The sequence below is a fragment of the Paraburkholderia steynii genome (assembly GCF_900100565.1).
GTDB lineage: Bacteria > Pseudomonadota > Gammaproteobacteria > Burkholderiales > Burkholderiaceae > Paraburkholderia > Paraburkholderia terrae.
Genome location: NZ_FNDI01000055.1, coordinates 19,585 through 32,186 on the forward strand (window position 1 = coordinate 19,585; position 12,602 = coordinate 32,186).

General features: G+C 60.1%; 11 protein-coding genes and 3 pseudogenes. 11 read left to right on the forward strand and 3 right to left on the reverse strand.

Translation table 11 applies throughout. The features are described from left to right. Positions 1 to 9 precede the first annotated feature (9 nt). The 7 genes from BLT65_RS44450 to BLT65_RS44480 all read left to right on the forward strand — a co-directional run bounded on the left by BLT65_RS44450 (position 10) and on the right by BLT65_RS44480 (position 7,635). On the forward strand, positions 10 to 1,056 hold the full coding sequence (locus tag BLT65_RS44450) for an amidohydrolase family protein (protein ID WP_091790446.1): 1,047 nt from the start codon (positions 10 to 12) through the stop codon (positions 1,054 to 1,056). Next, positions 1,053 to 2,333, forward strand: a complete 1,281-nt coding sequence (locus tag BLT65_RS44455) for an MFS transporter (RefSeq protein ID WP_091790447.1) — start codon at positions 1,053 to 1,055, stop codon at positions 2,331 to 2,333. Before BLT65_RS44450 ends, BLT65_RS44455 begins: the two co-directional genes overlap by 4 nt. A 2-nt stretch (positions 2,334 to 2,335) precedes the next feature. Next, on the forward strand, positions 2,336 to 3,565 hold the full coding sequence (locus BLT65_RS44460; RefSeq protein ID WP_091790448.1) for an MFS transporter: 1,230 nt from the start codon (positions 2,336 to 2,338) through the stop codon (positions 3,563 to 3,565). A 12-nt stretch (positions 3,566 to 3,577) separates the two neighbouring features. Beyond that, positions 3,578 to 4,900 carry an MFS transporter gene (locus BLT65_RS44465; RefSeq protein WP_091790449.1) on the forward strand — a complete coding sequence of 441 codons (1,323 nt, stop codon included), beginning with the start codon at positions 3,578 to 3,580 and terminating at the stop codon, positions 4,898 to 4,900. A gap of 2 nt (positions 4,901 to 4,902) precedes the next feature. Continuing rightward, positions 4,903 to 5,835 carry an amidohydrolase family protein gene (locus BLT65_RS44470; RefSeq protein WP_091790450.1) on the forward strand — a complete coding sequence of 311 codons (933 nt, stop codon included), beginning with the start codon at positions 4,903 to 4,905 and terminating at the stop codon, positions 5,833 to 5,835. 580 nt (positions 5,836 to 6,415) lie between these two features. Next, positions 6,416 to 6,643 carry a hypothetical protein gene (locus tag BLT65_RS44475; RefSeq protein ID WP_091790451.1) on the forward strand — a complete coding sequence of 76 codons (228 nt, stop codon included), beginning with the start codon at positions 6,416 to 6,418 and terminating at the stop codon, positions 6,641 to 6,643. 11 nt (positions 6,644 to 6,654) lie between these two features. Further along, a complete protein-coding gene (locus BLT65_RS44480) occupies positions 6,655 to 7,635 on the forward strand; it encodes a restriction endonuclease (protein WP_244187076.1) in 981 nt (326 codons plus the stop codon). A 1,091-nt stretch (positions 7,636 to 8,726) separates the two neighbouring features. Here the strand turns inward: BLT65_RS44480 and BLT65_RS48630 are convergent. Further along, positions 8,727 to 8,898, reverse strand: a pseudogene (locus tag BLT65_RS48630) (IS6 family transposase); the annotation flags it as partial. A 143-nt stretch (positions 8,899 to 9,041) separates the two neighbouring features. Here BLT65_RS48630 and BLT65_RS44495 point away from each other — a divergent pair. The 4 genes from BLT65_RS44495 to BLT65_RS44510 all read left to right on the forward strand — a co-directional run bounded on the left by BLT65_RS44495 (position 9,042) and on the right by BLT65_RS44510 (position 11,319). Next, complete coding sequence (locus BLT65_RS44495) at positions 9,042 to 10,283, forward strand: cystathionine gamma-synthase family protein (protein WP_091790453.1); 1,242 nt, start codon at positions 9,042 to 9,044, stop codon at positions 10,281 to 10,283. A 164-nt stretch (positions 10,284 to 10,447) separates the two neighbouring features. Further along, on the forward strand, positions 10,448 to 10,657 hold the full coding sequence (locus tag BLT65_RS44500) for a hypothetical protein (protein WP_208545905.1): 210 nt from the start codon (positions 10,448 to 10,450) through the stop codon (positions 10,655 to 10,657). A 123-nt stretch (positions 10,658 to 10,780) separates the two neighbouring features. Continuing rightward, positions 10,781 to 11,023: a type II toxin-antitoxin system ParD family antitoxin gene (locus BLT65_RS44505; RefSeq protein WP_007738653.1), complete on the forward strand. Its 243-nt coding sequence runs from the start codon at positions 10,781 to 10,783 to the stop codon at positions 11,021 to 11,023. After that, on the forward strand, positions 11,020 to 11,319 hold the full coding sequence (locus BLT65_RS44510) for a type II toxin-antitoxin system RelE/ParE family toxin (protein ID WP_091790454.1): 300 nt from the start codon (positions 11,020 to 11,022) through the stop codon (positions 11,317 to 11,319). Before BLT65_RS44505 ends, BLT65_RS44510 begins: the two co-directional genes overlap by 4 nt. Before the next feature lie 26 nt (positions 11,320 to 11,345). On the opposite strand, the pseudogene BLT65_RS44515 reads toward BLT65_RS44510, so the two are convergent. Next, a pseudogene (locus BLT65_RS44515) lies at positions 11,346 to 12,220 on the reverse strand (ISKra4-like element ISBte2 family transposase); the annotation flags it as partial. A gap of 149 nt (positions 12,221 to 12,369) precedes the next feature. Continuing rightward, a pseudogene (locus tag BLT65_RS44520) lies at positions 12,370 to 12,602 on the reverse strand (IS701 family transposase); the annotation flags it as partial.

Genomic DNA, 12,602 nt, shown 5'->3' on the forward strand with positions numbered 1-12,602 from the left:
GGCGAAGTCATGCAGATCGTCCACGCGCCTCATTTGCCCGTCCGGCCCGAGTGGCTCGCGCTTCGCGACGAGCCGGTGCTCGAACCGGCGCTTGCCATCGTCGATGCGCATCATCATCTGTGGGACCGCCAGACCGGGCGGTATCTCGCGGAGGAGTTCGGAAGGGATGTGGCCAGCGGGCATCGGGTCGTGTCGACGATCTACGTGCAATGCCGTTCGATGTTGCGAGAGGATGGTCCGGATGCGATGAAGCCCGTTGGCGAAGTCGAGTTCGCCACTGGCGTCGCTGCAATGTTCGCAAGCGGCGCGTATGGGCAGGCGCGCTGCTGCGAGGCGATCGTCGGTGGCGCGGATCTGACGCTGGGCGCGGAACTCGATGCCGTGCTTGAAGCGATGCTGCAGGTATCCGGTGGCCGGCTGCGCGGTATCCGCAATCCGCTCGCGTGGCATGCGAGTCCCGAGGTGAGTTCGAGCCCGGTGACGCCGCCACGCGACCTGATGACGAATCCGGCGTTCCGGCAGGGCGTCAGAACGCTCGGCCGCTTTCGGCTGTCGCTCGATGCGTGGGTTTATCACACGCAACTCGACGATCTGTACGAACTCGCGCGTGCTGAACAAGAAGTGACCGTCGTCATCGATCATTTTGGCGGTCCGCTCGGCGTGGGTCCGCATGAAGGTCAGCGCGCGGCTGTGCATGCCGAATGGAAGCAGAAACTCGCTCGGCTTGCGAGCCTGCCCAACACGCGTATCAAGCTAGGCGGCGCGGGCATGAACGTGTTCGGCTTCGACTTCGCCACGCGCGAGCTGCCGCCCTCGTCTGAGGAACTGGCGTCTGCGTGGAGGCCCTATTTCGACACCTGCATCGAACTGTTCGGCGTGAATCGCTGCATGTTCGAAAGCAATTTCCCCGTCGACAAAGGGATGTTCAGTTACGGCGTGCTGTGGAACGCCTTCAAACGACTCGCGTCCGCGATGTCCGTCGATGAAAAGACCGCGCTCTTCAGCCGGACTGCGGCGGCGACCTATCGCCTCGCGATTGCAGGAGACAAAATATGAAAACGAGCGCAACGGTTGCGACGACCGAACTCAAGGACGGCTCGCAAGCGAGAGGGTTGAAAAGCATCACGGGTACCGAGTGGCGCTCGCTGTCACTTGCAGGACTCGGCTGGACGTTCGAGAGCTACGATTCGTTCCTGCTTTCGCTTCTTCTGCCGACGTTGGCCCTTCAGTTCGGCTTGAGCAAGGCGCAGCTTGGCCTTTTCACGAGCATCACGGCGGCCGGACAGATCATCGGCGGCATTCTGTTCGGTTATGTGTCGGACCGGTTGGGGCGCGTGCGTACCGCGCTGCTCTGCGTCGGCATTTATTCGCTGTTCTCCGGCCTGATCGCGTTCGCACCGAACGAACACTGGTTCGCGACGTTGCGCTTTTTTGGCGCGCTGGGCATGGGCGGTACGTGGACGGCGGGCGCCGCGCTCATTGCCGAGACATGGCAGGCGAGCCGGCGCGGCAAGGGCGGGGCACTGATGCAGATGGGTTTGCCCATCGGCGCGATTCTCGCCATCACGATCTCGGGCATCGTCAGCGGCGTGAACGATGGACTCGGTGGAAACAGCTGGCGTCTGCTGTTTCTGATCGGTGCGTTGCCGTTTTTCATTCTGTTCTGGGTCGCGAGAAAAACGCCTGAATCGCCGATCTGGCTGGAGCGCAGACAGGCGAAGTCGGCAGTTCAACGCATGGCCGCAGCAAGCCACGACAAGCTCAATGTGCGTGGACTGGTGACGGCGTTCGGGTTCATCTTCTTCCTGCAGTATCTGTACTGGGGCGTCTTTACGTGGACGCCGACGTTCCTCGTCACGGTTAAGCATCTCGATTTCGTGCATAGCCTGAAGTTTGTGCTCGCGTTGCAGTTCGGTGCGATCAGTGGATTTCTGCTGTTCTCGGCGTTCGTCGACCGGCTCGGCCGGCGGCCAATGTTCCTTGCCTATCTGCTCGTTGGGGCGGCCGCCGTCGGCGTGTACATCCTGTCATCGGATGCGCTGCTGCTGATGGCCGCAATTTTCCTGACTGGCTTCAGCGTGAACGGCATTTTCGCCGGCGCGGGACCGTTCCTCGCGGAGATCATCGGCGATACGGCATCGCGCGGATTTTTGATGGGCCTCGCATATAACGGTGGCCGTCTTGGCGGCTTTATCGCGCCGTTGATCATCGGCGCGCTCGCGTCGACGCCAGGCGGTTTCGTGCTGGGACTTGCGACGACCATCGTCGCATTCATCGCCGCTGCTGTGGTCGTGTTTTTTGCGCCGGAAACGCGCGGCAAGGCGCTGTCGTGACGATGACTGCACAAACCGGCTTCGTCAGCAGGCTCTTTCCGGCGCTTGCGGAAGCGTCGCTGCGCCGGTATCTGGGCGGACAGGTCGCGTCCGTGCTTGGAAGCTGGACGCAGAACGTCACGCTCAACCTGCTCGTGTATCACCTGTCGGGGTCGGCGGCGATTCTCGCGCTGCTTAACTTCCTGCTTTACGGACCGCAACTGATCGTCGCGCCGCTGGCCGGGTCGCGGATCAGTTCAGCCAATGCGAAACGCGCGACCCTGTGCGTGCTTACGGCTTCGCTGGTTCTCACGGTCAGCCTCTTCACGTTGTCGCTGCTTGGTGTGCTCGGTGTGAAACTGATCCTCGCGCATGCGCTCGCCATCGGCGTGTCGAGTGCGATCGAAACACCCGCGCGCCAGGTTCTGCTGCTCACGAGCCTGGAAGATCCCGCTCATACGTCGAATGCCGTCGCGATGAACACGATGGTCTACAACGTCGGCCGCATGGTCGGCCCGACGATTGCGGGCTTCGTCTATCCGACACTCGGCCCCAGAACATCGTTCGTGATTTATGCGTTGGCGCTCTGTTTCATGGGGACGTGCGTGCGTTCGATCAGAGCCTCTGCTGCGCGGCCTGCGCGGGCGGAAAGCAGCCTGCGCGACGCGGTCGGCTACGTGTTGTCCGATGCGTTCTCCGCCCGTTATCTGCCGATTCTTGCTTGCATCGGCCTGTTCGCCGGCAGCTATCAGACGCTCGTGCCGCTGCTCGCGGACAAGGGATTTCATGACGCCGCGCGCTTTACGGGGGTGTTTTTCGCTTGCGCCGGTGCGGGTTCGTTGAGCGCGGCGATTCTGCTTTCTTCGGCAATCGGGTCGTTGGCGTCGCGGCGATTCATCGCGTGGGCGCCGTGGACGGCAGTCGGCGCGCTCGCACTGCTCGCCGTGACGTCGGAGGTGGCTGCCACCGTTCCGGCGTTTTACATGCTCGGCTTCAGCCTTACCTTTGCGGCCACGTCGACGAACGCGACCATCCAGCGGCAGTGTCCCGAACACGTGCGCGGCGGGCTCGTCGGCATGTACGGGATGGCCTACAACGGCACGATGCCGTTCGGCTATCTGCTCGTCGGGACCGCGTCCGAAGCGTTTGACGTACGACATACCTTTGCAGCAATGGCAGCGGTGCTTGCCAGCGGCGTCATCGCCGTCATTGCGTGGCAGCGATTCACGAATCAGCGCGCAGGCGCACAATAAACGGAGACGACGATGCAAACTGGTTTCATGGACAAGTCCGCAATCGAGCGCCGGACGATACGAAAGGTCGTCTGGCGACTCATTCCCTTTCTGATGGTGTGCTACCTGCTTGCCTTTATCGATCGGGGCAACGTGGGCATGGCGTCTCTGCAGATGAATCAGGACCTTGGCATGTCGGCGAAGGTCTTCGGGTTCGGCAGCAGTCTGTTCTTCATTTCGTACTTCTTTTGTGAAGTGCCAAGCAATCTCGCGCTGCAAAAGTACGGCGCGCGGATCTGGATTGCCCGAATCATGATCACATGGGGCATCGTGTCGACGGCGACCGCACTCGTGCATAACGCGACGACGTTCTACATCCTGCGTTTTCTGCTTGGCGCTGCCGAAGCCGGCTTCTTTCCCGGCGTGCTGCTGTATCTGTCGTACTGGATTCCGGCGTCGTATCGCGCGCGCATCGTGGCGACCTTCATGGTCGCAATTCCGGCCGCGAGCTTCATCGGCTCACCGATTTCGGCGCTGTTTCTGCAGATGGACGGCTTCTGGGGTATGCGCGGCTGGCACTGGCTGTTCATTCTTGAAGGCATTCCGACCGTGTTGCTCGGCGTTGCCTGTCTGTTCCTGCTGACGAACAAACCGGAGAACGCGAAATGGCTCGACGACGACGAGCGGACATGGCTCGTCAACGCGCTCGTCAGCGAGCACAAGGCGCCGAAGAAGGTGCCGTCGCTGCCGCTCGCGCAACTCTTCCGCAATCGTTATGTGTTATGTCTCGCGCTCGTCGATACGTGCGCGTCGGCGGCGGGCAGCACGCTGTCGGTATGGCAGCCACAACTGCTCAAGTCGTTTGGTCTTTCCGTCATGGAAACGGGCTTGGTGAACTCGGTTCCGTACGCGGTGGCTTCCGTTCTGATGGTCTACTGGGGGCGCCGCTCGGACCGCCTGGGCGAGCGACGCTGGCACACCGTCGTGCCAATGCTACTGATCGGTGTGGGCCTGTTCGCGACGTCGCTGAGCGGCTCACTCCTGCCGACGATCTGCATGTTGTGCGCGGTGCTCGTCGGCGCGTATTCCTTCAAGGGCCCGTTCTGGGCGCTGGCTACCGACATGCTGTCGAACAGCGCTGTGGCAGCGGGTCTTGCGACCGTCAACGCGATCGCGAACCTGCTCGGCGGCGGTCTGATGGTGAACGTCTACGGATGGGTGAAAGAGGCGACGGGTAGCTACGCGCTGGCATTGATGCCGCTCGCCATTCTTACACTCGTGAGCGTCGCGACGCTGTTGCTCCTGACGCGCAACGGTTCGGCAAGCCGTCTTGCCGGGAAGACGGGAGCCATCTGAGGATGAGGACCGGAACGAGGCGCGGATTTCTCCAGCTCGCTGGCGCTGCACTAATGTCGGCAACGCTGCCAAGGCTGGCCGGGGCAGAAGAAACATGGTCGAGCGGCACGCAGCGGCCAGTGTTTAAGCTGCCGGAAGGCGCCATCGATTGTCACATGCATATCTACGACGACCGGTTCCCGATTGCGCCGGGCACGACGCTTCGTCCACCGAATGCGACGGTCAGTCAGTATCGGCTCCTGCAGTCGCGGCTCGGCGTGAAGCGGAACGTGGTCGTCACGCCGTCGACGTACGGAACGGATAACCGCTGCACACTCGATGCCCTCAGGCAATTCGGCGATCAGGCACGGGGCGTCGCCGTCATCGATAGTTCAGTAAGCGATGACGAACTGCAGACACTGCATCGGGGCGGCATCCGCGCGATTCGCTTCAACCTGAGTTATCCGGGCGCGACGACGCTGGACATGCTTGCGCCGCTTGCTGCACGTATTGCCAATCTCGGCTGGCATATCGAGCTGGTCGTGCAGGGCGCGCGGCTGCCGGAGCTCGAACGTTATCTGGCGGCTCTGCCTTGTCCACTTGTCATCGACCATATCGCGCACGTTCCGCAACCGGGCGGGCTGTGGTCGGATGCATTGCGTACCGCGCAACGCCTCGTCGAAAAGGGCAATACGTGGATCACGTTGTCGGGGCCGTACGTCGATAGCAAGACGGGTGCGCCCGCCTATGAAGACGTTGCGCCCGTCGCGAAAGCGCTGATCGGTATGGCGCCGGAGCGGATGCTATGGGGTACCGACTGGCCTCATCCGACGGAGAAGACTCACAAGCCGGATGATGCGAACCTGCTGGATATCATCGCGGGCTGGATTGGGCGTGCGGACTGGCAGCAACGGATATTTGTCGACAATCCGGTGAAGCTTTACCAGTTCGCCTAGCAGTTCTTTCGCGGAGTTGGAGAGACGACGTCGTCCAGTGGCTTTTCGGATGCTCGTCGAGGCTCACGTACAGACGGTTGCGTCGGGTCGGGCTGCGTCCGTCCGCTCTTCAAACTCATCGCTGGAAGGCGGCCAGTGGAATCTAACTGCCCCCAAGCGGCCAGTCGGCAATGCGCACTTCCGACCCCGTTGCCGACGCTCAAATCGATCACAGGGTAGCGGCAGGTATGAGAGAACAAAGGTCCCCTGTCACTCCTGGAACCCGACATCTCATAGGCAGATCCTGTCATTGGTTCTGCCGGATTCAGCGCGTCGCGGGCCCTCCTACCTTCCCTCCGTCCACCGCCCTAGCCAGGTGGTACGTCGACCAAAATTGGCGTAGCTTCGGACCGAAAACCCTGCCGCGCGCGACGCTCCGCCTAGAGTAAGCATTCGTTCTGTGACAACTCACCGCACGCCGCCATTCGTCAGGCCCTCATACTGAAAGGGTTCCGAAAGACCAGCAATAAGACCTACCAAAACTCAGCGAGCTTCTCGGGCAATAGGAATTTTTATTGATCTCGTAAGTGAAGGCCTCGCCATGAAAACGCTTAAACCGCTGAGACTTACCGCCGCTCTCGCTCTCTCTAGTCTTTCCGCCGCGCACGCAACGGGCGTTATGGCCACGATGCGGAACGACGCGGAAGGCTTCATCGAGCTTTCGGACGGAAGCTGGGACGCTAAGACCGCCGCGACGTTCAGCGGCATCTGCGAGGCGGGCAGCCTACAGCAACTTGTAGATGTTGATGTCGCGCAGCGTGTGCTATGAAGGGGTCCAGAGTGGACAGTACGAAAAGGAAGCAGTCGGTCTGTCACGTACTGCTGGATGCACCGTGGTGGGTTGCGGGCTTGCTGGCGTTGGAAAGCTACGTCATCTTCAACGCGGCGGTACCGGCAGCTATGGCCTCGAATCACGTCCTGCACGGCGTGCTCACGATGAATCGGCTCGTTGCATGGGCTCCGGCAACGATGTTTGTCTTTCTTGGGCTGCTGGCCTATCTGCGTGCCCGGAAGCGTCGGGCGGCGCCCGATTCTGCGCCGGGCGCCGTATCGCCCTTGCACAAGGAGCCTACTCTCCGTGTTGTCCGCACGAGCGGTCCTATCAGGAGGATCAGTTCGGATACAGCAGGTCAAATCGACGAAGCCAGCTCCGCGTCGCGTGCGAAGCCCACAGAATGGACCATCAGCGCTATCAGACAACTCGAATGGAAACGATTTGAGATGCTGTGCGTCTGGTACTACGAGGCCAGGGGCTTCACCGTCAAGAGGGTGCCGTTTGGTGCTGATGGCGGTATTGACGCCACACTATACAGAGATGGGCAGGAAGCTCCGATTGCGGTCGTCCAGTGCAAAGCATGGCGGACCCCTGTGAAGGTGGAACCAGTGAGGGCTCTTGGCGGCGTCATGCATTCAAATAAGGTGAAGCACGGCGTCTTTTGGTCACTGGCAGGATTCATCGGCCAACCGGTTCGGGACTATGCCTCTCAGGCTGACATACTCTTGGTGGATGGCGCAGGTATCGTCGAACGTATTCGTGCCTTGGAAGCCGGCAAACAAGCGAAGCTGCTTGCGCTGGCGTTCGAAGGCGACTACCAGACGCCAACTTGTGTAGGCTGCGGCGTGAAGATGGTACAACGACAGGGAAAGGGCGGATCGTTCTGGGGCTGTCGCAACTATCCCAAATGCAAAGTCACTATGGCGCGTGCAGCACAATTTCTAGATGAGAGGCGGATTCAGTTCAATCGAATGACTGATTCCTGATTGAACGGACACTTGAATGTCCATGCGAAGGTGCAAACGAGTGACACTTCCTGGACGTTTTGCGCCCGCCACTGTAGACAGCGAGTTCAGCTACTCTCCGTCTGTTTCGCCACTGCGACCCGGCCGTCGACGTGCATGGAGTTACAAAATTAGTTGCAACTCGACTTCACAGTGATAACAAATTTAGTTGACGGGCAATGCGTGCCGGAGCTTTTCGAACAGGCCATCACGCGAATTGTTGCAATGCGCCAATGTAGTGCTATCACCATGGCCACTTCGATCTGAGCGGGACGTCGAACGCGCGTGGTGATTTCCTGAACGAGTGCCACTCCGTCGGCAGCGATCAGAAAAGCGCGGTCAATTCGAAGTACGGCGGGGTCGAGAACGGGCCGTGAGACTATCTTACTTCTTCGATGTCCTGCGCATTCGCACCAGCTGGCGTATCGACTCGAGAGGTGCCTGCCGGCATCGCGCGCGTCACACTGATGCAATGATGAGCCTGCGAATCCGGCGTCGGCCGTCAAAGCCGAACAACGGCGCGGCACGTTGCCGTTCATTGAGAAGCGTCGACCGTTATGGGAAAGGCTGGCGAGGCGGGATCATCCAAGCTTGTGCCCGCGGTAAAATCATCATGCCCCATTGGCGAAGAGGCTGACATAGACCCGTAAACAGCGAAAGGGCAGGCACGACTGATCTCACATCACACAACCCCGTATATGGCGCGATTCATGGCGACATCGTCCCCCTGTTGGATGCCGCTCGTCGCGCAGCCGCACACAGCGTCAACGCGCTAATGACGGATACTTTCTGGGAAACTGGTCGACGCATTGTCAAGTCTTGATCAAGGCGGTGCGCCACGGACGGGCTATGGGCAAGCTCTGCTCAAGCGGCTACCGGCACGGTTCGAGTGAGGCTTTAGCGCCGATAATTCGCAGCAAATGCGCCTGTTCTATCTGGCATACCTCTCCGACCGGATGTCCGAGACACTGTCTCGAACATTGCCAGCGAAGCCCGTGTCTGAAAAATCCGAGACGCTGTCTCGGAAATTGAGCCTCGATCAGCTAGCCTCGGCTTTCCCGCTCTCCTCATTGCATTACGTCCATTTGGTACGACGTACCCGTTCGGCGTGCAACATCAGCGTCGAATTTATCGCACCAGCACCGGATCGTCGCGTAGGTCACGGTCACGCCGCTCGAAGAGAAACTCTTCGATGTCGCGCAGGCTCAACTGGAAGCAAAAATACCAGCGCACGGCGCAACTGATAACGGCAGCCGAAAAGCAGCGACCGCAATTGAGAGATTTCGACTTGTTCTTCGTTCCATGTTACCCAACGGACCACGGCAACCTGACATGGCCGTTAGCGGCGATAATGGGCCGCAGTATGCGACTTGAAACGCGGAGAAGGGATGGACAAGCAAGGTTTCACCACAGGCATCGTTCACGGCGACAGGATCACGGGGAGTGAGCACGGCGGAGTGCGTCAGCCGATTCACACGTCCGTGCAATATGGCTTCGAGCGCGTCGAGGACCTGATCGGCGTATTCCAGGGCACGAAGAAAGGCGGATTCAATTACGCCCGGCAGGGCACTCCCACGACGGCCGCGCTCGAGCGCAAGATCACAAACCTGGAAGACGGTATCGGCACGATCTGCTTCAGCACGGGCATGGCCGCGATCACGGCAACGTTCCTCACGCTCTTGCGTGCGGGCGATCACGTCGTATCGAGCCGTTACGTATTCGGTAACACCAACAGTCTGTTCGGCACCTTGCGGATGCTCGGCGTAGAAGTCACCACCGTTGACGCATGCGACGTCGAGAACGTGAAGAGCGCGGTCCGACAGAATACGCGCATGGTGTTCGTCGAAACCATCGCGAATCCAGGTACGCAAATTCCGGACTTGCAGGGCATCGGTAACGTGTGCCGCGAGCGCGGCATCGCGTATGTCGTCGACAACACGATTACGTCGCCAGCATTGTTCAAGCCACAGGCGGTCGGCGCGAGTCTCGTGATCAACTCGCTGACGAAGACGATCGCGGGCCACGGCGCGGCGCTTGGCGGTGCGGTCACCGATACAGGTCTATTCAACTGGAGCGCATATCCGAACATTGCCGATGACTATCGGCGTACGTCGGCGAAGGAGCAGGGCCTGTTGCAGATCCGCAAGAAAGGCTTGCGCGACATGGGTGCGTCGTTGTCGTCCGAGCAGGCACACTCGATCGCGATGGGCGCGGAAACGCTCGCCTTGCGCGTGAAGCAAAGCAGCGACAATGCGCTCGCACTCGCACATTTCCTGGAGAGGCACAAAGCCGTCGGCAGGGTGTTCTATCCCGGACTGAAGAGCCATCCGCAATACGACATCGCGCAAGCGCTGTTCAAGGGCGCGTCCTGGCTCTTGTCGTTCGAATTGCGTGACGCGCAGCGCATGGTGGAAGTTGTCAACGCGCTCAAGTTGCCCATCAAGGCGACTGGTCTCGGCGACACGCGCACACTCATTATTCCCGTAGCGCCGACGATTTTTTTTGAGGCCGGTCCGGAAACGCGCAAGGCAATGGGTATTTCGGACGGCATGCTGCGGTTGTCGGCGGGTATCGAAGATATCGACGATCTGATCGCGGATTTCTCGCAGGCATTGAAGTTTGCAGGGTAAGTTGTGATTCTTGATTGGAGCAAAGGGGGGAGGGTTGGCTGCGGGACTCCGGGGCGGCCAGATGGAGGCTCGCATTGCTGGCAGATTACGATCTCCCGAGGGGGCGGGCACTCGTTGCCGTTTTGCGCGATACGGATTGCCATTCATGCCAATGACCGGCTCACGTGGCATTGGGTCGGGATGCCGAGTCGCTCGCCCGGGCGGCTGGACAGCTTGCCGGGACCGAGAAATTCCTCAAGGCTCAGAATGATGCCGGCCAGCCGCAGGCGTCGGCCAAAGCGGACGTGCCGCGCACGCAGCACCAGCAACTACGCGAGCGGATCGACCGCCTTATTGTCGACAACGACCGGTATCGGCGCGCCCGCCAGTCGTAGGCCGCAGCGTAGCTGATGTGCCGGCCATTCATGGTTGCCGCACCAAGGAGGAACGTTTGCGCGATGGCGTTCGCCGAGTTACCAAAAATTGGTATAATGGCCGCAGAACCAACGGGAGCCATGATGGGCAAGAACACATCCGTTTCGCTCGGCGACCACTTCGCCGAATTTGTCGAAGATCGCGTGCGCGCCGGGCGCTACAACACGGCGAGCGACGTGGTTCGAGCTGGCCTGCGTTTGCTAGAGGAACAGGAAGCAAAACTCGATGCCCTGCGCGTCGAGCTGGAGAAGGGCGAGCGCTCGGGCCCATCCAGGCCGTTTGACTTCGACGCGTTTCTCGCACGCAAGAGGAAGTCCGCGACGTGAAGGAATTTGTTCTCTCGCCAGCGGCCGAGCTGGATCTCGATGATATCTGGGACTATTCGGCGGAAAACTGGGGGATACGGCAGGCGGAGCGTTATATCCGCATGATCCAGGACACGATCGTTGGATTGACTGAAGGTACACAGCCGAGTCAGACCGCCTCCCACGTTCGGCCTGGCTACCGCAGTGTGCTGGTCGGAACTCACATTCTGTTTTTCAAAGAGACCGACAACCTTATCGACGTTATCCGGATTGTTCATCAGCGGATGGATCCTTCCCAACACCTGAGCGAGCACTAGATTCCTTTTTGCCGCCCTGATCTAGCTATTGATATATGGAACCAGTCGAGGACAGGTGTGGAAGAAAACGGTAATCGACGAGCGATTGACTGCAGGCCATTGGCACCGTCGGTGATGACTGACAGTCTCGGTCGATCGCTTCCCGATGTGGCTTTTACAAGGGTGGTGAGCCGCTTCACGATATCCGGTAGCCTGTTTCTCACGAACGCGAATACGCGTGAAGTCTGGTCTTTGGCACGGAGGCGCCCCGTTAGAATCTCAAAGCTCGAACATTCTGATTTGCGTCGCCCGCGAACGAATCCTCCGTCGATGGTCAGCGTCCACTCCGTATCATTTTCCTTCGTGGCGCGACATGCAGCCGGCTGAACAGCCTCGACGCGCGCGCCCACCCGTAGCGCCCTGTTCCGCACTGTCACATGGTTCAATGTCTGCCGAACGGACAGGAACTCACGCAACATGCCGACTACCTGGCGATACGGCATCTGTGCCGAGAGCCTCGCCTCAAGCGACAGCGTTCCGCGGTCGCTCGCTCGGGGACGAATTCGCTCATCGGACTATACGGATACTCCATCTGGAAAGGCGTCTCGCACGGACAGCAAACGATCCGGGCACTGCGAAAGGGCACAGTGCCGAAGACCGTATCCACCTTGCGAATCCGTCGGTCTTTGAGCTCGAGGAAACGGTGGCAGTGGGTACAGAAGCGCCGCATCATGCAGACCTCTTCAGCTTGCGCTGCCACCACAACCCTCTGGAGCATGTGCAGCACATCTTTTCCTTCGGCGAGCGACAGGCCAATCTTCTCAGGCTCAAGTTGGCGATAGGGACGCTCGAACTGACAGACTTCGAACGTATCCGTTTTATCCCAGTCAGTAGTGATCTCGACGCGGATTGTGATTTTCATCCCAACCTCCGGCGCGGCCATGACTGCCGGAATCCTAGTCTTACTGTGTCATAAAATAAAGGCGTCTTCCCAGACTTCGGCAGCATGGACACGCGTCGAGCCCGGCGACCAGCCGGACCGTAAGTTCGTAGCGGATGGTGGCAATCGAGTCAGCCGTGTGGCGCTGTGCGCGCCGGACTTCCCCGCGCAATGTAATCGTCGGGAACTGCAGGTGTCTGGCGTGCTGCGAAGTTTTTTTTGGCGCTGACCGGGGTACCGGTAGCGAGACGCTCTGAGAGCAGGAACCCGTAGGCCGCGATCGCCAGTGCGGCGTGGTGGTGAAACCCACGCCATCCCCGGCCTTCGTAGTGTCCCAGCCCCAGCTCCTGCTTCAGATCCTGGT